The 21,985-nt window shown below is 53.5% G+C and carries 17 protein-coding genes; 12 read left to right on the forward strand and 5 right to left on the reverse strand.

Features of this window, described 5'->3' with window-relative positions:
- Positions 1-70 precede the first annotated feature (70 nt).
- Positions 71-703 (reverse strand): YfdX family protein, encoded by a 633-nt coding sequence (locus tag OGX96_RS12260; protein ID WP_057068462.1) that lies wholly within the window; start codon positions 701-703, stop codon positions 71-73.
- A 281-nt stretch (positions 704-984) separates the two neighbouring features.
- Between OGX96_RS12260 and OGX96_RS12265 the strand changes: the two genes are divergently transcribed.
- Both OGX96_RS12265 and OGX96_RS12270 read left to right on the forward strand, forming a co-directional pair.
- Positions 985-1,581 (forward strand): DUF308 domain-containing protein, encoded by a 597-nt coding sequence (locus tag OGX96_RS12265; protein WP_003826082.1) that lies wholly within the window; start codon positions 985-987, stop codon positions 1,579-1,581.
- Positions 1,581-1,928, forward strand: coding sequence for an HdeA/HdeB family chaperone (locus OGX96_RS12270; RefSeq protein WP_057068467.1), 348 nt, complete (start codon positions 1,581-1,583; stop codon positions 1,926-1,928). Before OGX96_RS12265 ends, OGX96_RS12270 begins: the two co-directional genes overlap by 1 nt.
- A 208-nt stretch (positions 1,929-2,136) precedes the next feature.
- Here OGX96_RS12270 and OGX96_RS12275 read toward each other — a convergent pair whose 3' ends face one another.
- From OGX96_RS12275 to OGX96_RS12290, 4 genes are all read right to left on the reverse strand, one after another.
- Positions 2,137-5,253 (reverse strand): efflux RND transporter permease subunit, encoded by a 3,117-nt coding sequence (locus tag OGX96_RS12275; protein ID WP_286583159.1) that lies wholly within the window; start codon positions 5,251-5,253, stop codon positions 2,137-2,139.
- Between the two features lie 28 nt (positions 5,254-5,281).
- On the reverse strand, positions 5,282-6,436 hold the full coding sequence (locus OGX96_RS12280) for an efflux RND transporter periplasmic adaptor subunit (RefSeq protein WP_198801845.1): 1,155 nt from the start codon (positions 6,434-6,436) through the stop codon (positions 5,282-5,284).
- 280 nt (positions 6,437-6,716) lie between these two features.
- Positions 6,717-7,283 (reverse strand): Slp family lipoprotein, encoded by a 567-nt coding sequence (locus OGX96_RS12285; RefSeq protein WP_003826090.1) that lies wholly within the window; start codon positions 7,281-7,283, stop codon positions 6,717-6,719.
- Positions 7,284-7,527: 244 nt separating this feature from the next.
- Positions 7,528-8,382 carry a MurR/RpiR family transcriptional regulator gene (locus tag OGX96_RS12290; RefSeq protein ID WP_032944650.1) on the reverse strand — a complete coding sequence of 285 codons (855 nt, stop codon included), beginning with the start codon at positions 8,380-8,382 and terminating at the stop codon, positions 7,528-7,530.
- 293 nt (positions 8,383-8,675) lie between these two features.
- Between OGX96_RS12290 and OGX96_RS12295 the strand changes: the two genes are divergently transcribed.
- The 10 genes from OGX96_RS12295 (at position 8,676) to iolB (ending at position 21,848) form a co-directional block, all read left to right on the forward strand.
- Positions 8,676-10,181 (forward strand): CoA-acylating methylmalonate-semialdehyde dehydrogenase, encoded by a 1,506-nt coding sequence (locus OGX96_RS12295; RefSeq protein WP_286583164.1) that lies wholly within the window; start codon positions 8,676-8,678, stop codon positions 10,179-10,181.
- A gap of 11 nt (positions 10,182-10,192) precedes the next feature.
- Positions 10,193-12,118, forward strand: coding sequence for a 3D-(3,5/4)-trihydroxycyclohexane-1,2-dione acylhydrolase (decyclizing) (iolD, locus tag OGX96_RS12300; RefSeq protein WP_286583166.1), 1,926 nt, complete (start codon positions 10,193-10,195; stop codon positions 12,116-12,118).
- Between the two features lie 342 nt (positions 12,119-12,460).
- Positions 12,461-13,447: an inositol 2-dehydrogenase gene (iolG, locus tag OGX96_RS12305; protein WP_003826096.1), complete on the forward strand. Its 987-nt coding sequence runs from the start codon at positions 12,461-12,463 to the stop codon at positions 13,445-13,447.
- 38 nt (positions 13,448-13,485) lie between these two features.
- Positions 13,486-14,415 carry a sugar ABC transporter substrate-binding protein gene (locus tag OGX96_RS12310; RefSeq protein WP_286583168.1) on the forward strand — a complete coding sequence of 310 codons (930 nt, stop codon included), beginning with the start codon at positions 13,486-13,488 and terminating at the stop codon, positions 14,413-14,415.
- A gap of 53 nt (positions 14,416-14,468) precedes the next feature.
- Entirely contained in the window at positions 14,469-16,016 is a 1,548-nt protein-coding gene (locus OGX96_RS12315) for a sugar ABC transporter ATP-binding protein (RefSeq protein ID WP_286583170.1), read from the forward strand.
- An 11-nt stretch (positions 16,017-16,027) separates the two neighbouring features.
- A complete protein-coding gene (locus OGX96_RS12320) occupies positions 16,028-17,056 on the forward strand; it encodes an ABC transporter permease (RefSeq protein ID WP_003826102.1) in 1,029 nt (342 codons plus the stop codon).
- An 8-nt stretch (positions 17,057-17,064) separates the two neighbouring features.
- The gene (locus OGX96_RS12325) at positions 17,065-18,198 is read left to right on the forward strand and encodes a Gfo/Idh/MocA family protein (protein ID WP_032944642.1); all 1,134 of its coding nucleotides are present in this window, start codon (positions 17,065-17,067) and stop codon (positions 18,196-18,198) included.
- Positions 18,199-18,210: 12 nt separating this feature from the next.
- Positions 18,211-20,115, forward strand: a complete 1,905-nt coding sequence (locus OGX96_RS12330) for a bifunctional 5-dehydro-2-deoxygluconokinase/5-dehydro-2-deoxyphosphogluconate aldolase (protein WP_286583172.1) — start codon at positions 18,211-18,213, stop codon at positions 20,113-20,115.
- Between the two features lie 14 nt (positions 20,116-20,129).
- Positions 20,130-21,020 (forward strand): myo-inosose-2 dehydratase, encoded by an 891-nt coding sequence (gene iolE / locus OGX96_RS12335; RefSeq protein ID WP_286583199.1) that lies wholly within the window; start codon positions 20,130-20,132, stop codon positions 21,018-21,020.
- Between the two features lie 9 nt (positions 21,021-21,029).
- On the forward strand, positions 21,030-21,848 hold the full coding sequence (gene iolB / locus OGX96_RS12340; RefSeq protein ID WP_136392259.1) for a 5-deoxy-glucuronate isomerase: 819 nt from the start codon (positions 21,030-21,032) through the stop codon (positions 21,846-21,848).
- Positions 21,849-21,985: the final 137 nt, after the last annotated feature.

A 21,985-nucleotide genomic window follows, 5' to 3' on the forward strand; every position in this document is an offset into this window, starting at 1 on the left:
CCTGATCGGGTAGCTGTAGCTGCCCGATCAGGAGAGAAAGTCCTGGTTCAACACTCCGTAGTGCTGAGTACTACTGGCCTGCGCCGATCATCTCGCTATCGACCACAATGCCATCTTCAGCACCTTTTAACACAAGGTTTGCTTCATAGTATTTACCGGAAGCCAGCAGTTTTTGCGCGCTGGCAACGGCTTTACGAGTCTGATTCAGAGGCATCAGGTATTGGGTCTGAAGCACGCTGATACCAGCCAGTTGCAGAGTATCCACTGCACCTTTCCAGTCGCCTTTGGCCATTTTGCCATTCGCTGTTTTGATAGCGGATTCTTTGGCCGGAGTCGCAATATAGTCTTCTGACAGCGCGACCGTAGCGTTAATAACCACGTACTGATCGTCAATCATCTTGGCTTTAGGCGCAGCTTTTACAAATTTCGCCCAATCTTTGCTGTCGCCTGCCAGCAGGGAAGCCGCGTCATCGGTTAATTTTTTAGCGCTGTCAGGCTGTCCATGAAACAGGGCCAGACGAGCAAGCTGAATATCACGCATCGCATTTGCGCCTTGCACTGCGACCTGCATAACATCGGCAGCTTCTTTTTGTACATTTGCGGTAGCAGCTTGCGCCGGAGTGGTTGTGGTAGCAGTAGCAGCCATCACTGGTGCTGAACCCATCATGGTTGCAAGCACACCCGCAAGAATAATCTTTTTCATTACTTTCTCCTGAATAAATTTGGTATATGTCACCAAACGCAATAAGCATATTAAATAATGTTAAAGAGAGGAATCAGAGCCAAGATAGAATAATGACCGTTTAATCCTACAAGTGTCAGATGTCTGACATGTGTAGGAATATACGCATAGCGACATTCTCTTGTTCTTATATACGCTTCCTTAGTGGAAGTCTTATCATTCCATTGTAAGTAACATATGTTGAGTGAGTAATAATTCTTGTGTCAACAGGTTACATTGCGTTTATGTATAACGGAGGATGTATGTTTGTTTTTAATCAGCGTAGCCTGAGAGCGTTTAATGAAAAAACACTCGTTCATTATAAAAAGCACGCGACGATTATGGCGGTGTTGATGTTGATTTGTGGCATCTGCTGCTTGATTTATCCGATTGCTGCAGGTGTTTATTTAAGTTATGCAACCGGCTTTATGTTCCTGGTATGTGGTTTCTATTCTATTTATAGCCTGTTTAGCTCAGGTAAAAAGCAATTGAAAGCCAAATTTACCTATGCCTTTTTTGCTATCGCGTGGTTACTGCTGGGTTACTGTTTCCTCGTGAATCCTGTGATAGGCATGAATTCACTGGCAATGGTATTTTGCTGCCTGTTTATTCTGGGGGGGATTTTTCGTATCGCCTCTGGGGTCAAACTGTTCCGTAGCCCGGGTTATGGATGGAACATTTTTATTGGTATTTTTGACCTGCTTATTGCCGGCGTATGGCTGAATATGGATCCCGACAGATCGTATGTATTTACCTCAATTTTTATTGGTGTCGAGATGATCTTTAGTTCTTTAGCTTTTATCAGCCTGCGTAGAAATGCGACGCTGGTTAAAACTGATAAGCTCGCCGATAAAAATTAATGCTAACTCTGGAGCGCATAGTGAATATTAAGATGATGGTTTCTGCAGCTATTCTTGTGACCTCTGTTATGGCACCAATGACCCGTGCTTTTGCTACTCAGGCAACGGAAGCTGCGCCACAAGATATGACCTGTAAAGAATTTGTTGATATGAGTCAGCAATACAAGACGGCAATTGCCTTTGTGATTGTTAATAAAAATTCTGACTTTAAAGGCGATGATTATGTTCCCCTGCATGAGGTGGAAACGGAAGCTGTACCGAAAATGGTTAAAATGTGCCATCAGCATCCGAATACAAAACTGGGTGAACTGGCTGTAAATCTGAAAGGTTCCGGTCTGCACTATTGATTAACCGTTTTGATAGCCTGGCTTTAGTTAGAATTGACAACCTCTGTTCCTACCCTCAGTCGTTCCTTATAAAAAATCCGCGTAATGCTTACCCTGCTATCCACGAGAAACTCGCTGGATAGCCGTGCTCGCTAATAACCGTAGACCTGACAAACGAAGCCCCATCCCTGGAAATTTAATAATCTAAACCCAGGGATAGGGCAGGGGATCAGCGTCGAGCTTTAAATCGCGCTAACGTATTTTCAACGAGGACAAAGAACACTGGAACAAAATAGATTGCCAGTACCGTCGCGACCAGCATCCCACCGATAACCCCCGTACCGACGGCATTTTGCGCACCAGAGCCCGCGCCGTTGCTTATTGCCAGTGGAATAACCCCCAGGATGAAGGCGAGTGAGGTCATCAGAATTGGACGTAAGCGCATTTGCGCGGCTTCCACCGCAGCCTCAAGCGGTGTTTTCCCTTCTTTCTGCATAATCTCGACGGCAAACTCGACGATCAGAATGGCGTTTTTAGCCGACAGCCCCATGGTGGTGAGCAGGCCGACCTGGAAATAAACATCATTGCTCAGGCCACGCAGATCGGTAGCCAGTAAAGCGCCGACCACCCCGATTGGCACAACCAGCATCACCGAGAACGGGATCGACCAGCTTTCATACAGTGCCGCCAGCGCCAGAAACACGACGATCAGCGAAATGCCGTACAGCATTGGTGCCTGGTTTGTGGATAGCGCCTCCTGATAAGATAGACCAGTCCAGGCATAGCCGACGCCTGCGGGCAGTTTATTAATCAGCGATGCCATAAATTTCATCGCATCACCGCTGCTTTTCCCTTCAACCGGCTGGCCCAGAATTTCCATTGCTGGTTGACCGTTGTAGCGTTCAAGGCGAGGAGAACCGTAGGTCCACTCGGTGGATGAGTAGGCGGAGAGCGGGGTCATGGAACCGGAGGCGTTACGTACGTACCAGTGGTTGATATTGTCCGGCAACATACGGAACGGCGTATCGGCCTGGACATACACTTTTTTTACGCGCCCCTGGTTCAGGAAATCATTGACATAGCGACTACCAAACGCGGTGGAGATGGTCTGATTAATATCCGATAACGCAACGCCCATAGCTTCAGCCTTTTTGGCGTTGACGTGAATGCGGAACATCGGTGTATCTTCCAGACCGTTCGGACGCACCCCGTCGACCTCACCGGATGACTGGTTGGCCAAAGCCAGAAGCTGGTTCCGCGCCTGCATCATTTTTTCATGCCCAAGATTACCGTTATCCAGCAGCTCCATATCAAACCCTGATGCAGTGCCCAATTCTGCGACCGCCGGTAAATTGAACGGATAAACGACGGCATTATTGATGGTGCTTAAGGCCATCATTGCCCGTCGAATAATGGCGGTAACCGAGTTTTCTTCGCCAACGCGTTCTGACCAGGGCTTCAGGCTGATAAACGCCAGACCGTTGTTTTGTCCCTGGCCGCTGAAACCAAATCCGCCGACGGTGAAAACAGAAGCAACGTTTTTCTGCTCTTTCGTCAGGTAGTAGTCGGTTATTTCCCCGAGCACTTTACTGGTGTTCACCATCGTTGAACCCGAAGGCAATTGTGCCGTGGTCATGAATACCCCCTGATCTTCTTCAGGCAGAAACGAGGTCGGAGTGCGTAAAAACAGCATAATCATGCCCGCGCCAATGACTAAATAGACGACCATATAACGGCCTGTGCGACGTAGCAGTCTACGGGTGCTGTCCGTGTAGTGCTGAGTGCATTTCTCCATGAAGTGATTGAAACGGGTAAACAGAAAATGTGTGTTTTCCTTTTCTCCTTCATGGGATTTCAACAACATAGCGCAAAGTGCAGGCGTCAGGCTCATTGCCACAAATACCGACAGCAGCATGGAGGAGATTAAGGTGATGGAAAACTGACGGAAAATTTCACCCGTTGCCCCGCTCATAAACGCCATCGGCATAAATACGGCGGATAACACGACGGCAATACCAACCAGCGCCCTCTGGAGCTGGCCCATTGCTTTATGCGTTGCCGCTTTTGGAGACAAGTGCTCTTCAGCAATAATACGTTCTACGTTCTCAACCACCACGATGGCATCATCGACCAACAGCCCTATCGCCAGCACCATGCCAAACATCGTGAGCGTGTTAATCGAAAAACCGGCGACGTCGAGTATTGCAAAGGTTCCGAGGATAACCACCGGAACGGCGATAGTGGGGATAAGCGTCGCACGGAAACTCTGCAAAAACAGATACATGACGAGGAATACCAGAATGATTGCCTCGATCAAAGTATGAAAAACACCTTGAATCGAAATCTCGATAAACGGCGTGGTGTCATAGGGATAAACGGTTTTCATACTGGCCGGAAACCAGGCCGATAATCTGTTCAGCTCTTGTTTGACCGCCTGGGACGTTGCCAGGGCATTGGCACCAGCGGCAAGTTTAATCGCAATCCCGGCGGCGGGTTTGCCGTTGTAACGTGCAACCGTTGCATAATTTTCCGCACCCAGCTCAATGCGCGCGACATCGCGCAGCAGAACCTGAGAACCATCTTGCTGAACTTTAAGGAAGATCTTGCCAAATTCATCGGTCGTTTGCAGACGCGTCTGGACGATTATCGACGCATTTAACTGCTGATCGGCTGACTGAGGCATACCCCCCAACTGCCCGCCAGATATCTGATTATTCTGCACTTTGAGCTGGGTAATGACGTCCTCGGGAGTGAGGTTATACTTGTCGAGCTTTTGTGGATCCAACCAGATGCGCATGGCGTATTGCGAACCGAATAACTGTACGCTCCCCACCCCGGCAGTGCGGCTTAGCGGATCTTTAATGTTCGAGGCCACATAGTCGGCAATATCATATTGGCTCAGGCTGTTATTATCAGAGATAAAACCGGCAACCATTAAGATATTGCTGCTGGATTTATCAACGCTGATCCCTTGCTGTTGTACTTCCTGTGGCAAGGAAGGCATCGCCAGCTGCAGTTTATTCTGTACCTGAACCTGCGCAATATCGGGTGACGTACCCGTTTTGAAGGTCAGGATAATCGAGGCATTACCTGCCGCATCGCTGGTGGATGACATATACATCAGGCCATCAAGACCATTCATATTCTGTTCAATCACCTGGGTGACGGAGTCTTCAACGGTCTTTGCGTCAGCCCCTGGGTAGGCAGCGCTGATGGTAATGGTTGGGGGCGCAATTTGTGGATATTGGGCGACAGGCAGGTTCATTATCGCGATACCGCCCGTAAACATCATGATAATAGCGAGCACCCAGGCGAAAACCGGGCGCTCAATAAAAAAGTTGGCCATGAAGAAAGTGTCCTTAATGCCTGAAATATTACTGTTCAGCTACCGTGTCAGGTGTGTTCAGTTTTGAAGGGAGGACCCGGGCTTTGATTCCCGGACGAATTCTTTGTAATCCGGACACAATGACCCGATCGCCAGGATGTAATCCCGCGGTCACTAACCATTGATTACCAACGGCCTTCACTGCGTTTATTTCACGCAGTTGCACTACGTTTTCCTGGTCAAGGATCAGCGCGGTGGCTTTTCCTTGTTCGTTATGCGTAATTCCTTGCTGGGGGACCATCAACACGTTTTGTTGACTGCCTTCGTCCAGCAACGCCGTGACATACATACCGGGTAAAATTTCACCTTCAGGATTGGGAAATACGGCGCGCAGGGTTACCGAACCGGTGGTCTCATCAACAGCGGGATCGGAAAACTCAAGCGTACCGGTATGGCGATAGGGCTTGCCGTTTTCCAGCATCAGTTCAACCGGAATTTTGCCTTGTTGCTGGGCGATTTGTCCGTTGGCTTTCTCTTCTTTCAGGCGTAAGAAGTCCTGTACTGACTGGGTTAAATCAACATAAATCGGATCTAATCTCTGAACGGTGACCAGCGCGTTTTCCTGATTGGCAGTAACCAGGGCACCCACGGTCACGGAGGATTTACCGCTAATGCCATCAATGGGCGAGGTAACATTGGCGTATCGAAGATTGATGGTGGCTTGTTCAAGATCCGCTTTAGCGACGGCAACATTGGCTTGCGCTTCATTAAGCTGTGAACGCGTCGTGTCATAGTCCTGGCGGCTGACGTAATTAGATTTTATTAATGCTGACTGCCGATTGAGTGTCAGACGAACATTATTGGCGGTAGCCTGTGCCTTTGCCAACGCGCCTTTGGCTGAGTCCAGTCGTGCCTGCAGCGGGGCTGGATCAATTTGATACAGTGATTCTCCTTTGCTGACTTTATCACCTTCAACAAAGTTGCGTTTTATGATGATCCCACCAACCTGAGGGCGGATTTCGGCGATCTCGAACGCAAGCGCGCGACCCGGAAGTTCACTTTTAATATTTACTGAGGACGGCGCTAAGGTAACAACGCCGACCTCGGGCTCCATGGCGGTTTTTACTGCAGGTTTATTATCGCAGGCGGTGATGATGACGCTGCTAAAGAATAATGGTATCAACAGTAAGTATTTTCTGTTCATAGTAATCCCTGAATAATGTGTAAACACAAATGTTCTTTTATTGCATGCAGGGTGGGGGAGTTGTCGGTAAATAACAAAAGATGGTCAGGCATGAGAAGGGGAAAGCCCATTTCTTCGCTAACAAATTAGCGGTTAAAAATTATATGTAACAGGAAGAATGCATGTTAAGCGAAGGATCTCATGAAGCAGGATGGCGCAATAAGATAAACGCGGGGTGATGAGAAGAGTTGTTTGCCAACACCTGACTCCGGAATATAGTCGCGCCATCTTACCTCTGGGATTATTTCACTAGCTCCGGAGTTACCTGAGTGACTGTATTGGCGTAGTAAGGCGCTCCCCACATCGGCTCAGGCCAGAATGCGCCGTAACCATAATCCCACATGTTATAGGTGGTGTTGACAGACTCAGTTAAATGCCAAACCTGGATTCCTTGTAAATCAACTTTAACAAAGTTGTACGGGACTTTGTTGATGAATCCTGACTCATCTCCTTGAATTGTTCCCAAAATGGTCACGAAATGGTTTCTGTAGTTTACCGGATCGAGGAAACCTTTCTGCTGGGCAAGAATACGTCCCTGATAGCTCGCGTCTATTTGTGGCTTAGCAGAGTCGTTCAGTGGTAAAACGGCGATTTCCAGCAACGTATCATTTTTGGTGTTAATCACATTGATGACTTTACCACCAAAGCGAGCCTGTTGACCGGTATATAAACCGGGCTGGTTATGCACGGAGATAAAGTTTTTTTGGATATCGGGTTGATTATTACCTTTGATATTCTCAGGAATGGAAGCACATGATGCCAGGGTGAAAGCAAGGGCAATAATCATCAACCCTTTTGTATTTTTCATTTTACTTTCCTGCTTAAAAAAGACAGGTCTATAGTAAACCTTTGCGTATTATTGTCAGCATGCGCATTGTTGATTATCTAATATTAATATAATTGTAGCTTATGGTAATAACGGATTGTATTTTATCTGGTCGCTGAATGAGGGCGATATTTTCAACGACCATAAAAGTAACGGCTGGCATCACGGTTTCACGTCACGCTGGCGGGAATGTAATAAAGCGGATCGTCAATTTTTGCGGTGCTCATCACCCGACAGAATGACCGTTTTCATTACTCCCGTCACCCAGACGGTAAGCCAGCGCCACCACTAGCGACTGCACCAGGCACAGCGTCGCAGACTGGGATCGAAACGCGTCAACCTGCGCCTCTTTCACCACAAAGCAGAGATCGCTGAATGTGGCCAGCGGGCTTATCTGGCTGTCGGTAATCACGATCTGGCGCGCGCCGGCATTGGCCGCAGTTTCGCTGACCATCACCGTTTCTTCCGCATAAGGCGAGAAGCTAATCGACACCACGATATCGTGCGCTTTGATGCGGTTAATCTGCTCGCGCAGCATTCCGCCCATTCCGTCGAGCAAAATAGGACGACACTCAAGATGGCTCAGGGCGTAGGTGAGATAGGCCGCTACGCTAAACGAACGACGCAGACCTGCAATGTAAATGGTGTCGGCTTCTGCCAGCAATTGTACGGCGCGTTCCAGCATTTCAGGTTCGGCACGGGCTGCCAGCTGCTGGAGCGCCTGGGTATTCGAACGGGCGAACTCCTGCAGGATATCGAGCGGGGTTTCCGGTACGGCTTCGCTTTCCATCTCACGGAACATGCGCGCGCGGTCGCTGTAGCTGGCGGTTTCCTCTACCAGGTTCATACGAAACAGCTGTTTCATTTCGTTGAAGCCGGTGAAGTCAAAGGCGTTGGCGAAGCGGATCAGCGTAGAGGGGGGCACTCCGGCACGTTCAGCAATGACGGCAACCGTATCAAAGGCCACGCTATTGGTATTATCCAGCACATAGCGGGACACCTGCTGCAGCCTCTTACTCAGGCTATCGTAGCGATCGCGGATTTGCTGCTGCAGCTCGTTCAGGCTGGTTGCTGTTGTCATTTTACCTCCTGGTACATAGTTTTATGATTCTAAACGCAAAACCGCGTCTTTGAAATGTCACTCATTCATCTGGCTGTAAAAACGAAACAAAAGCTTCAGGCTTGTCGTCCGCTGAAACGTTATGCCAGTGCACGCTAATCATGCGATTCCGCTTGTTAACATAAAAACCCATCCTTGATCACATTAATCATTATTTATTTTATTTCAACTTAAAATGGAATGTTTGTTTCATATATAGTACACAGATAACAGTGTTCAGGTAACAGTCACGTATCAACAGCGAGAGGTTAAGGATGGAGACAGTAGCGAATTTTATCCACGGCGAATGTGTCACCGGTTCAGGCCAGCGCGTTCAGGCAATCTTCAACCCGGCCACCGGCGAACAGATCCGCAAGGTGGTGATGAGTACGACACAGGAAACCGAGCAGGCCATTGCGGCAGCGCACGACGCATTCCCCGGTTGGGCGCGCCATTCTCCGTTAAAACGTGCGCGAGTGATGTTCCGCTTTAAGGCGCTGTTGGAAGAAAACATGGAGAGGCTGGCTCGCATCATCAGCGAAGAGCATGGCAAGGTATTCTCTGACGCAGTTGGTGAACTGACCCGCGGCCTGGAAGTGGTGGAGTTTGCCTGTGGCATCCCACATCTGCAAAAGGGCGAACACTCAGCCAACGTAGGGACCGGCGTCGATAGCCATTCGCTGATGCAACCGCTCGGGGTTTGCGTCGGGATCACGCCGTTTAACTTTCCGGCAATGGTACCGATGTGGATGTTCCCCATCGCGCTGGCAACCGGGAATACTTTCGTGCTGAAACCCTCAGAAAAAGACCCTTCTCTCGCCCTGGCACTGGCGAAACTGCTGCAAGAAGCCGGATTGCCGGACGGCGTGTTCAACGTCGTGCAGGGGGACAAAGAGTCCGTTGACGTGCTGTTAACTGACCCGCGCGTGCAGGCCGTGAGTTTTGTCGGCTCTACGCCGATTGCGGAATACATTTATCAGACGGCATCGGCCCACGGTAAGCGTTGCCAGGCGTTAGGTGGAGCTAAAAATCACTGCATTTTAATGCCGGATGCCGACATGGATATGGCAACCAACGCCATTATGGGGGCCGCTTACGGCGCGGCGGGTGAACGCTGCATGGCGCTTTCGGTCGTGCTGGCGGTAGGGGACAAAACGGCAGACGAGCTGTGCTCGCGACTGGAAAAACAGATTGCGGCGCTGCGTGTCGGACCTGGTCTTGACCAGACACCGGAAAATGAAATGGGGCCGCTTATCTCCTCTGTACATCGTAATAAAGTACTCGGTTATATCGACAGTGGGGAATCGCAGGGGGCCAGCCTGCGCGTGGATGGTCGACGTTTTAGCGTTAAAGGCCATGAGCAGGGTTATTTTGTCGGGCCGACCCTGTTTGATAACGTCACGCCGGAGATGACCATCTATAAAGAAGAGATTTTTGGACCGGTGCTTTCTGTGGTGCGCGTAGCAGATTACAGCAGCGCGGTGGAACTGATTAACCGTCATGAATATGGTAATGGCACGGCAATTTTCACACGTGACGGCGGCTGTGCGCGTCGCTTCTGCGAAGAAGTGCAGGCGGGCATGGTGGGCGTAAACGTGCCAATTCCGGTGCCGATGGCGTTCCACAGTTTTGGCGGCTGGAAGCGGTCTATTTTTGGTGCGCTGAACGTTCATGGTAACGATGGCGTGCGCTTCTACACCCGGATGAAAACCGTCACCGCACGCTGGCCGGAGATGCTGCAGGACACAGGGGCCGCGTTCTCCATGCCAACGCTGGGCTGACAGGAGGGTTTATGCAAACCGAACGTATGACCATGGCTCAGGCGCTGGTCAAATTCCTTAATCAACAATATATCTGTGTCGATGGCGTGGAAACGCCCTTTGTCGAGGGCGTCGCCACCATCTTTGGTCACGGTAACGTGCTTGGCATTGGCCAGGCGCTGGAGCAGGCACCCGGTCATTTGCAGGTGATGCAGGGATGTAATGAGCAGGGAATTGCGCACATGGCGACCGGATTCGCCAAACAGCATCGGCGCCAGCGTATTTTTGCCGTGACGTCATCGGTTGGGCCGGGAGCGGCAAACATGGTCACCGCCGCGGCAACCGCGACGGCGAACCGTATTCCGCTGCTGCTGTTGCCTGGCGATGTCTACGCCAGTCGTCAGCCGGACCCGGTATTGCAGCAAATTGAGCAATACCATGACCTTGGCATCAGTACCAACGACTGCTTCCGCCCGGTCTCGCGTTACTGGGACCGGATTAACCGCCCGGAGCAGTTAATGAGCGCGATGCTAAACGCGATGCGAACGCTTACTGACCCCGCAGATACTGGTGCCGTAACTATTTGCCTGCCACAGGATGTGCAGGGGGAAGCCTGGGACTATCCGCAGAGCTTCTTTGCGCGCCGCGTTCATTTGATCGAACGTCGACCACCCGACCCGCAGCGTCTGGCGATGGCGCGGGCGCTGATTGCCCGCAAACGCCGTCCGCTGGTGGTATGCGGCGGCGGAGTACGATATTCCGGCGCGCATGAGGCGTTTCGTACGTTTGTTGAAACGCTGCAACTGCCGTTTGCCGAAACTCAGGCCGGAAAGGGAGCGCTGGTTAGTGACCACCCACTTAACCTCGGAGGCATTGGGGTAACTGGAGGGATGGCAGCGAATCAGCTCGCACCGCAAGCCGATCTGGTGATCGGCATTGGTACGCGCCTCACCGACTTTACCACCGGTTCGAAAGCGCTGTTTTCTCATCCGGAGGTTGAGTTCCTGCTGCTGAACGTGGCGGAGTTTGACGCACTGAAGCTTGATGCCACTGCACTTATCGCCGACGCCCGTACCGGGCTTACGGCATTAACTGAAACACTGAAAGACTACCGCAGCGATTGGGGGAAGGAGGTCGCGCAGGCGCAAGAGGCCTGGCGCGATGAGTGCCAACGTTTATGGGAGCGCGACTGGCGTCCCGATGACAAACCCGAAGTGGCTGGGCATCTTGACGCTCAGCTGGCGGAATATGGCGACACGCTAAACACCCGGTTGACCCAGACGAAGGTGCTGGGGCTTATCAATCAGCACATTGAAGATAACGCTATCGTCGTGGGGGCCGCCGGATCGCTGCCTGGCGATTTACAGCGTATCTGGCAGGTCAAAACCCCGGATAGCTATCACCTGGAATACGGTTACTCCTGTATGGGCTATGAGATTGCGGCTGCTATTGGAGCCAGGCTGGCGAAGCCGCAGCAGCCGGTATATGCCATGGTGGGGGATGGCTCGTACATGATGCTGCATTCCGAGCTACAAACCGCCGTCCAGGAGGGGATAAAAGTCACTATCCTGCTGTTTGATAACGCCAGCTTCGGGTGTATTAACAACCTGCAGATGGGGCACGGGATGGGAAGCTTCGGTACGGAAAACCGTCACCGTAATCCGCAAACCGGACGGTTGGATGGGCCATTGGTGAAGGTCGATTTTGCCAAAAACGCGGAAAGCTACGGCTGCCGGGCATGGCGTGTACATGACGAGCAAAGCCTACTGGCGGCGCTGGAAGCCTCGCGTGCGCATTCGGGACCTGTGCTGCTGGATATCAAAGTCCTGCCGAAAACCATGACCCACGACTATGCCTCCTGGTGGCGCACTGGCGATGCGCAGGTGGCAGAATCTCCGTCGGTGCGAAAAGCGGCTGAGCAGACGTTTGAGCAGGTGAAAAACGCACGTCAGTACTAAAAGCGATTAATGCCGGATGGCGCCGCGCTTATCCGGCCTACAGCGGATTCTACCCCAGGCCGGATAAGTCGTTAGCGCTGTCATCCGGTAACCTGCGACAACGAAATTTTCATTTCATTTTTCCTTTCTCTTCATCCATCGCCTCCTTCCTGAACGGAAGGGGGCCAATTCCTGCATCTTTCCTGTCTTTATGTTGTGATATTGATAACAGATTTTATCTCGATCATCTCAAAAGTGTTAACTTGCACCCAAAAACATAATTTTCACTATTTATAAAAATGAAATAAATGTTTTATTTAAAGGGTCGTTAGTTCATCGAATTCACCAACACCGGGAGCCGTTATGTTTAACATTGCTTTACTGGGCGCTGGCCGAATTGGCCAGGTACATGCAGCTAACATTGCCAGTCACAGTGCCACTACCCTCTGGTCCGTCGTCGACCCGAATCAGGAATTTGCCACCCGTCTTGCCACACAGTACCAGGCTCGTTTGCAAAGCCTGGATGAGGCGATGACGGACCCTAACGTTCACGCCGTGCTGATTGCCTCCGCGACCGATACCCATGCGGATTTGATTGAAATGGCCGCCCGCCACGGCAAAGCCATCTTCTGTGAAAAGCCGGTCCACCTGGATCTGGCCCGTGTACGCGACTGCCTGAAAGTGGTCAAAGAGTACGACGTACCGTTGTTTATCGGTTTCAACCGCCGCTTCGATCCACAGTTTCGCCGTGTGAAAACTGACGCACTGGCCGGGCGTATCGGAAAGCCGGAATCGCTGCTGATCATCTCCCGCGACCCGTCGCCGCCGCCTGCGGAATACGTGCGTGTGTCCGGCGGTATGTTCCGTGATATGACCATCCACGATTTTGATATGGCGCGCTTTATCATGGGCGAAGAGCCGGTTTCGGTGTATGCCCAGGGCAGCAATCTGGTGGATCCGGCGATTGGTGAAGCGGGCGATATCGATACCGCGTTCATCGTACTGAAATATGCCTCCGGCGCGATGGCGACCATCGTCAACAGCCGCCGTTCTTCTTACGGATACGATCAGCGCCTTGAGCTGCACGGCTCTGAAGGGCTGCTGTGCGCTGGCAACATTCTCGAAAATCAGGTGCAGCACTACGCGAAGACCGGCTGCACCAGCGCGTTACCTGAACATTTCTTCCTGCAGCGTTATAAATCGGCCTATGCCGCGGAATGGGAACACTTTGTTGCGGTACTGCGCGGCGAAGCGGTCCCTGATTGCAGCGGGGATGATGGCGAGCGTGCGCTGTATCTGGCGGATAAAGCGCTGGAGTCACTGCATAGCCAACGTGAAGTTCTCCTCTGATTGTCACCACAACCTACCCTACACAGAGAGACATAATAATGAAAAAACTGATCTTAGCTGTCCTCATCGCCATGACATCCGGGGCAGCCATTGCTGAAAATGAGCAAATTGTTTTCAGTACGCCAAACCTGGCGATGCCATTTGAAGTTCACATGCAGCGCACGGCGGTGAAAGCCGCAAAAGAGATGGGCGTGAATTTACAGGTCCTGGACGGGCAGGGTAGCTCGCCAAAACAGGTCGCTGACCTGGAAAACGCCATAACTCGTGGCGCACAGGGCTTTATTGTTTCACCGAACGATGTCAACGCGGTGTCCAGCGCGGTAGATGAAATTCAGGATGCGAAACTGCCCGTTGTTACCCTCGACCGCTCCGTTGACAGCCAGAAAAAAGTGCCGCACTTCGGCGCGAACAACTACAAGGGCGGTCAGGCGATTGGCGAATTTGTCAAAACCAAATTCCCTGACGGGGCAGACATTATTCTGCTGACCGGCCAGCCAGGCTCCTCCTCCAACATTGAACGTACTAAAGGCATTCGCGACAGCCTGAAGGCGGGTGGTGAAAAGTACAAGATCGTTGCCGATCAGACCGGTAACTGGATGCGTTCTGAAGGGATGCGCATTGTCGAAAGCGTTCTGCCTTCGTTGCCGAAGCGTCCGCAGGTGATCCTCTCCGCTAACGACGATATGGCCTTGGGCGCGATTGAAGCGTTACAGGGACAAGGACTGAAACCGGGTGAAGTTCTGGTCACGGGCTTCGATGCCGTGCCGGAAGCACTGGCGCGTGTGCGCGATGGCTGGCTGGCAGTGACGGCGGATCAGCGTCCTGGCTTTGCGGTGAAAACGGCTATGAGCCAGTTGGTGAATAACGTCCGTGAGAAGACTGCGATCACCGGGGCTGACTACCCGCCAACGCTTATCACCAAAGAGAACCTGCAGCAGGCCGAGCGTATTAGTGAGGCCGGTAACTGATATGTCCGCAGCCGCCGCGCAAGTGGCGGCTCTCTATGAGGAGGAGCAGACCGATGTCGCAACCCTTACTGAAAGTGACCGACCTGGCGAAAAGCTTTTCCGGCGTTTGGGCGCTGAGCTGCGCACAGCTGACCGTCGGAGCAGGCGAAATTCATGCGCTGTTAGGTGAGAACGGTGCCGGAAAATCGACCCTGCTGAAAGCGCTGGCGGGCGCGCAGCCGCAAACACGCGGGGATATTTGGTTCAACGGCGAAACATTGCCGGTAGAAGACTCTCCGGTTGAGCGGCAGAACAAGGGCATTATCACGATTTATCAGGAATTTAATCTGCTGTCCAATATGACCGTCGCCGAGAATATGTTTCTCGGACGCGAACCGCGTAAACGCAATCTGATTGTTGACGAAAAGGCGGTAAATCAGGAAGCGCAGGTGATTCTGGATTACCTGCAACTGAACGTTGCGCCAACCACGGCCGTGGCCCGACTGAGCGTGGCGCAGCAGCAAATGGTGGAAATTGCGCGGGCGCTGACGCTGAACGCAAAACTCATCATTATGGATGAACCTTCCGCCGCGCTGAGCGACAGCGAAGTAGAAAGCCTACACCGTGTGGTGCGGGAACTTAAAGGGCGTGGCGTGAGCATTATCTACGTCACCCATCGCCTGCATGAAGTTTTTCAACTCTGCGACCAGTTCACCGTTTTCCAGGATGGACGATTCACCGGAAATGGCGCGGTTGCACAGACCACCGTAGAACAGCTGATCCGCCTGATGGTGGGGCGCGATGTGGCCTTTAATCGCCGTCCGGCCAGCGAAACTCACCATGAAGATAAACCTGTGCGTCTGGCGGTGAAGGGGCTTAGTCGCGAAAAACCGCCGCTGGATCCGCACGGTATCGCGCTGCACGACATTAGCTTCCACGTGCATGCTGGCGAAGTGTTAGGCATTGCCGGACTGGTGGGGGCCGGGCGCACCGAAGTGGCCCGCTGCCTGTTTGGCGCCGACGGTTTTACTTCCGGTAGCTTTGAACTTGATGGCGTGCCATATCAGCCGCGCGATCCGCTGTTTGCGCTGGATCAGGGGCTGGCGTTGGTACCGGAAGATCGTAAAAAAGAGGGCGCGGTGCTTGGGCTGTCGATCCGCGACAACCTGTCGCTCTCCAGCCTCTCGTCACTGCTGCACTGGCGCTGGTTCGTGAATACCCGCAAAGAGGATGCCCTGATCGAGTCATACCGCCAGGCGCTGCAGATCAAAATGGTCAACAGCGCGCAAGAGGTGCGCAAGCTCTCCGGCGGGAACCAGCAAAAAGTGATCCTCGCGCGCTGCATGGCGCTTAATCCTCGGGTGTTGATCGTGGATGAACCAACGCGCGGCATCGATGTTGGCACCAAATCAGAAGTCCATCAGGTGCTGTTTGATATGGCGAAAAAGGGCGTGGCGGTGATCGTGATCTCCTCCGATCTGCCGGAAGTCATGGCGGTTTCCGATCGGATCATCACGTTAAGTGAAGGCCGGGTGACTGGCGAGATCCACGGCGACGACGCTAATGAAGAGCGGCTAATGACGATGATGGCCATCAACCACAACGCCCTGAATGCGGCATAACGGAGTGATTCATGACGCAGATTATTTCTAAAACGCAGGTTCCTGCCAAACGCGGCGGACGTCTTGATCCCATTGCCTTTTTTGAGCGCTTTGGGGTACTGATTTTCATGATCCTGTTGCTGATTTTCTTTCAGTTGCAGAACAGCAATTTTCTTTCTGAACGCAATATTTTCAACATTCTGACCGAAGTCTCCATCTACGGGATCATGGCGGTGGGGATGACGTTTGTCATCCTGACCGCCGGGATCGATCTGTCGGTGGGCTCCATCCTGGCGGTCTGCGCCATGACCGCCGCGTATGTGATTAAGGGCGACAACTTCACCACCGTCGACCCGAACGCCTGGGGAGGCATGAGCTGGCTGATTGGCCTTGGTATCTGTATGGCGATGGGCACCGCGATTGGTTTTCTGCATGGCCTCGGCGTGACCCGCCTGCGTCTGCCGCCGTTTATCGTCACCCTCGGCGGGATGACGATCTGGCGCGGCCTGACGCTGGTGATTAACGACGGCGCGCCAATTGCCGGTTTCGACGCGGGATACCGTTGGTGGGGACGCGGCGAACTGCTCGGTATCTCCATTCCAATCTGGATATTCGCGCTGGTGGCGGTAGGCGGTTATCTGGCGCTACATAAAACCCGCTGGGGGCGCTTCGTGTACGCCATCGGCGGCAACCCGGAGGCGGCGCGTCTGGCAGGGGTTAACGTGAAGCGCGTGCTGGTGAGCGTCTACGTGTTAATTGGCTGTCTGGCAGGGCTGGCGGGCTTCATTCTCAGCGCGCGGTTGGGCAGCGCGGAAGCGGTTGCCGGGATCTCGTTTGAGCTGCGCGTTATCGCCTCGGTGGTCATTGGCGGTACCTCACTGATGGGCGGCTACGGGCGTATTGGCGGCACCATTATCGGCTCGATCATCATGGGCATCCTGATTAACGGTCTGGTGCTGATGAACGTCTCGGCTTACTACCAACAAATTATTACCGGCTTAATTATCGTTCTGGCGGTGGCGTTCGATACCTACGCCAAGAGCCGTCGCGGCGCATTGTGAGGATCATGATGAAAGAAGTTCGTATTGGATTGATTGGCACCGGGTATATCGGCAAGGCGCATGCCATCGCCTATGCCCAGGCCCCGACGGTGTTTAACCTGCGCGGCAAGCTGGTGCGCGAAATGGTGGCGGAAGTCTCTCCAGAGCTGGCCGCCGAGCGGGCGCAGGCGTTTGGCTTCAATCGCTCAACCGGAGACTGGCGTGCGCTGGTGGCTGACCCGGCCATTGATGTCGTGGATATCTGTTCTCCTAATCATCTACACAAAGAGATGGCGCTGGAAGCGATTCGCCATGGCAAGCATGTGTACTCGGAAAAGCCGTTGGCGCTGAACGCCCACGACGCGCGTGAAATGGTTGAGGCTGCACAGCGGGCAGGAGTGAAAACGCTGGTGGGGTTCAACTATATGAAGAACCCAACGGCGCAGCTGGCGAAAGAGATCATTGAGCGCGGAGAAATTGGTGAGGTGATCCATTTCTACGGCACCCACAACGAAGACTACATGGCCGATCCGCTTGCGCCGATCCACTGGCATTGTTTTAAAGAGACCGCCGGACTTGGTGCGCTTGGCGATCTGGCGGCGCATATCGTCAATATGGCGCAGTACCTGGTTGGGGATATTCAGCAGGTCTGCGGCGACCTGAAGATCGTGGTACCACAGCGTCCGGCGAAAGTCGGTTCCTCGCAAATGGTGACGGTAGAGAACGAAGATCAGGCCCACGCGATGGTGCGCTTTGCAGGCGGTGCGCAAGGGGTGATTGAAACCTCGCGCGTTGCCTGTGGCCGCAAGATGGGGTTGTCGTATGTGATTACCGGGACCAAAGGAACCATCAGTTTTACTCAGGAGCGTATGGCTGAGCTGAAGCTCTATCTGCATGACGATCCGGTCAACCGCCAGGGGTTTCGCACTTTACTGGTTGGCCCGGCGCACCCGGACTACGGCGCGTTTTGCATGGGAGCCGGGCATGGTATCGGCTTTAACGACCAGAAAACAGTAGAAGTACGCGACCTGGTGGACGGCATTGCCGCCGATGCACCGATGTGGCCGGACTTTGAAGAGGGCTGGAAGGTGTCGCGCGTGCTTGACGCTATCGCACTCTCGCACCAGGAAGGCCGCTGGCTGAACGTGAACGACATTGTCTGAAGAGGTATCAACGTGGAAAAGCAGTTTGATGTGATATGCATGGGCCGCGTGGCGGTTGACCTCTACAGTCAGCAAATTGGCGCGCGCCTGGAAGATGTGTCGAGCTTTGCCAAATACCTTGGTGGTTCGTCCGGCAACGTGGCTTACGGCACGGCACGCCAGGGGCTGCGTTCTTCAATGCTGGCGCGGGTTGGCGACGAACATATGGGCCGTTTCCTGCGTGAAGAATTAAACCAGGTAGGCTGCGATACCAGCCATCTGATCACTGATAAAGACCGCCTGACGGCGCTGGTGCTACTCGGCATTAAAGACCGGGACACCTTCCCACTGATTTTTTACCGTGATAACTGCGCGGATATGGCGATTACCGCCAGCGATGTTGATGAACAGTACATCGCTTCTGCTCGTTGTCTTGCCATCACCGGGACGCATCTTTCTCATCCGCAAACCCGCGAGGCGGTGTTGACGGCGCTCACTTACGCCCGGCGTCACGGCGTGCGTACGGCGCTGGATATCGATTATCGCCCGGTGCTGTGGGGACTTACTTCCTTAGGCGACGGCGAAACACGTTTTATCGCCGCCGATCAGGTCACCCGCCAGTTGCAGGAGGTGCTGCATCTTTTTGATGTAATTGTCGGCACCGAGGAGGAGTTTCATATCGCGGGCGGCAGTACCGATACGCTGCAGGCGCTGTCGCAGGTTCGCGGCGTGAGTCACGCGACGCTGGTTTGCAAGCGTGGTGCGCTCGGTTGCTCGGTGTATACCGACGCGATCCCGGCCCGCCTGGACGATGGTCTGACGGTCACCGGCGTGCGCGTAGAGGTGCTGAACGTGCTGGGGGCGGGGGATGCGTTTATGTCTGGTCTGCTGCGCGGCTATCTTAACGATGAAGGGTGGGAACAGGCGTGCCGCTATGCAAATGCCTGCGGCGCACTGGTGGTATCACGTCACGGCTGTGCGCCGGCGATGCCGAGTAAAGTTGAGCTTGATGATTATCTTTCCCGCGCTGCAGAGGTTCCGCGTCCGGATCTCGATCCGCATCTCAACCATTTGCATCGCGTGACGACCCGTCGTCGCACATGGCCGGAACTGTGCGTGATGGCCTTCGATCACCGTAGCCAACTGGAAGAGATGGCGTTGCAGTGCGGCGCGTCTTTGAAGCGTATTCCGGCATTGAAACAGCTTATTTTGCAGGCCAGCCGTGAAGCGGCCAACAGCGCCGGGCTGGAGGGCAAGGCCGGGCTGCTGTGCGATGGTACGTTTGGTCAGGATGCGCTGAATGCGATAACCGGAGAGGGCTGGTGGATAGGTCGCCCTATCGAACTGCCGGGGTCGCGCCCGCTGGAGATGGAACACGGCAATATAGGCTCGCAGCTCATCAGTTGGCCGCAGGAACATGTGGTGAAGTGTCTGGTCTTTTTCCATCCGGAAGATGCCCACGCGTTGCGTCTGGAACAAGAACAAAAAATCGCTGAGGTGTACCGCGCCTGTTGCCAGTCCGGTCATGAGCTGCTGCTGGAGGTGATTTTACCGGCCAGTATGCCGCGCAGTGATGAACTGTATTTGCGCGCCATTTCCCGCTTCTACAACTTAGGGATCTACCCCGACTGGTGGAAACTCCCACCGCTGACTTCTGCTGGCTGGACGGCGTTGAGTGACATTATCGAACGGCGCGATCCGCACTGCCGTGGCGTGGTGATCCTGGGTCTGGACGCTCCGGCAGAGCAACTGCGTGCTGATTTTAAAGCGGCTGCGGGTCATGGGGTGGTGAAAGGTTTTGCCGTGGGACGCACGCTGTTCGGCGACGCTTCCCGCGCGTGGTTGAAACACGATATTGACGATGCGCAGCTGGTGGCGCGCATTAAAGATAACTACCTGCAGCTTATCGCCTGGTGGCGCGAGCGCGGACAAGCATAATTCAGGAGAAGATGATGACGGTACAATTAGGTATTAATCCACTGACATGGACGAATGACGATCTTCCTTCACTGGGCGCAGAGACGTCGCTTGATACGTGTCTGAGCGAGGGTAAAGAGGCTGGATTTGCTGGTTTCGAACTGGGCAACAAATTCCCGCGTGAGGCGCGACTGCTCGGCCCCATTTTGCAGCGCCACGACCTGCAACTGGTTTCCGGCTGGTACTCCGGACGTCTGCTGGAACGCAGCGTGGAGGAGGAGATTGCCGCTGTGCAATCGCACCTGACGTTACTGCGCGAACTGGGAGCGAAGGTGCTGGTCTTTGCCGAAGTCAGTGGCTGCATTCACGGCGAGCAGCAGACGCCGGTACATCTGCGTCCGCGCTTCCCGCAAGAGCGCTGGCAAGAGTACGGTGAAAAGCTCACCGAGTTTGCGCGCTACACCCAGCAGCAGGGGGTACAGATTGCCTATCACCACCACATGGGAACGGTGATTGAATCTGCTGAAGATGTGGATAATCTGATGACGAATACCGGTGATGAAGTTGGCTTGTTGCTCGACACCGGGCATTTGACCTTTGCGGGTGCCGAACCGTTGGCTGTGGCGCAGCGCTGGGCATCACGTATCAACCATGTTCACTGCAAAGACGTACGTGCCGACGTGCTGGCGGATGTCAAAAACCGCAAAACCAGCTTCCTCGATGCGGTGCTGAGCGGCGTCTTTACCGTGCCGGGAGATGGCTGCGTTGACTATCCGCCAATTATGGCATTGCTGAAGGCGAACCAGTATCAGGGGTGGCTGGTGGTGGAGGCGGAGCAGGATCCAGCCATCGCGCATCCGCTGACGTATGCGCGTCTGGGCTATAACAACCTTAGCCGTCTGGCGCGGGATGCCGGGCTTATCTGAGGAGGTGATATGTCACGTTTATTATCACGCTGGCAGCAGCCGGACGCGCAAGGGTGTACGCAGTCAGTGACGCCGGAAAGCGCCGGTTGGGGATATGTTGGCTTTAGAGCGTATGAACTGGAGGAAGGGCAGCAGCTTACGCTGCCCGCCGTCAGCGAAGAACGTTGTCTGGTACTGGTCGCCGGACGCGCGACCATCACCACGCCGGGCGCAACTTTTACGGATATCGGTGAGCGGATGAGCCCGTTCGAACGGATCAAACCGTGGGCGGTTTATGTCACTGCTGGTGAAACCATACAGGTTCAGGCGGTGACCAGACTGGAGCTGGCAGTCTGCGCTGCACCGGGGAAAGGCACGCACCCAACACGGCTGATCGCACCTAAGGATATCGACGGGGAAGCGCGCGGCAAAGGTCACAACCAGCGCTACGTGCACAACATCTTACCGGAAGATAAACCCGCAGATAGCCTGCTGGTGGTAGAGGTGTGGACCAACGAAGGTTGTACCAGTTCTTACCCAAGCCATAAACATGACACCGATAATCCCCCGCAGGAAACCTATCTGGAGGAGACTTACTACCATCGCCTCAACCCGCCGCAGGGATTCTGTATGCAACGGGTGTACACCGACGACCGGTCGCTTGACGAGTGTATGGCAGTCTATAACCGCGACGTGGTGATGGTGCCGAAGGGGTATCACCCGGTGGCAACCCTGGCGGGATATGACAGTTACTACCTTAACGTGATGGCCGGCCCGGTTCGCAAATGGATGTTTACCTGGGAAGATGAACATGCGTGGATTAACAGGGATTATCCGGTTGATAAGTAAGGTCATGAATGGCTTTGTTAAAAGTGAGTCGTTTTTTTCCCTCCTTTTGATGAGTAAAAGGGGGAGGAATGGGATGACGGTTGGCGCTATTTAAGTGCTCATTATTCTCATAGCTCGCCTGGCCATGAGAATAATGC

Source organism: Citrobacter sp. Cpo100 (assembly GCF_030332595.1).
Classification (GTDB): domain Bacteria; phylum Pseudomonadota; class Gammaproteobacteria; order Enterobacterales; family Enterobacteriaceae; genus Citrobacter; species Citrobacter portucalensis.

Bases quoted from the DNA above. Each gene is read 5' to 3' on its own strand.
- OGX96_RS12260 (WP_057068462.1), bottom strand. From the start codon at position 703: ATGAAAAAGATTATTCTTGCGGGTGTGCTTGCAACCATGATGGGTTCA.
- OGX96_RS12265 (WP_003826082.1), top strand. From the start codon at position 985: ATGTTTGTTTTTAATCAGCGTAGCCTGAGAGCGTTTAATGAAAAAACA.
- OGX96_RS12270 (WP_057068467.1), top strand. From the start codon at position 1,581: ATGCTAACTCTGGAGCGCATAGTGAATATTAAGATGATGGTTTCTGCA.
- OGX96_RS12275 (WP_286583159.1), bottom strand. From the start codon at position 5,253: ATGGCCAACTTTTTTATTGAGCGCCCGGTTTTCGCCTGGGTGCTCGCT.
- OGX96_RS12280 (WP_198801845.1), bottom strand. From the start codon at position 6,436: ATGAACAGAAAATACTTACTGTTGATACCATTATTCTTTAGCAGCGTC.
- OGX96_RS12285 (WP_003826090.1), bottom strand. From the start codon at position 7,283: ATGAAAAATACAAAAGGGTTGATGATTATTGCCCTTGCTTTCACCCTG.
- OGX96_RS12290 (WP_032944650.1), bottom strand. From the start codon at position 8,382: ATGACAACAGCAACCAGCCTGAACGAGCTGCAGCAGCAAATCCGCGAT.
- OGX96_RS12295 (WP_286583164.1), top strand. From the start codon at position 8,676: ATGGAGACAGTAGCGAATTTTATCCACGGCGAATGTGTCACCGGTTCA.
- iolD (WP_286583166.1), top strand. From the start codon at position 10,193: ATGCAAACCGAACGTATGACCATGGCTCAGGCGCTGGTCAAATTCCTT.
- iolG (WP_003826096.1), top strand. From the start codon at position 12,461: ATGTTTAACATTGCTTTACTGGGCGCTGGCCGAATTGGCCAGGTACAT.
- OGX96_RS12310 (WP_286583168.1), top strand. From the start codon at position 13,486: ATGAAAAAACTGATCTTAGCTGTCCTCATCGCCATGACATCCGGGGCA.
- OGX96_RS12315 (WP_286583170.1), top strand. From the start codon at position 14,469: ATGTCGCAACCCTTACTGAAAGTGACCGACCTGGCGAAAAGCTTTTCC.
- OGX96_RS12320 (WP_003826102.1), top strand. From the start codon at position 16,028: ATGACGCAGATTATTTCTAAAACGCAGGTTCCTGCCAAACGCGGCGGA.
- OGX96_RS12325 (WP_032944642.1), top strand. From the start codon at position 17,065: ATGAAAGAAGTTCGTATTGGATTGATTGGCACCGGGTATATCGGCAAG.
- iolE (WP_286583199.1), top strand. From the start codon at position 20,130: ATGACGGTACAATTAGGTATTAATCCACTGACATGGACGAATGACGAT.
- iolB (WP_136392259.1), top strand. From the start codon at position 21,030: ATGTCACGTTTATTATCACGCTGGCAGCAGCCGGACGCGCAAGGGTGT.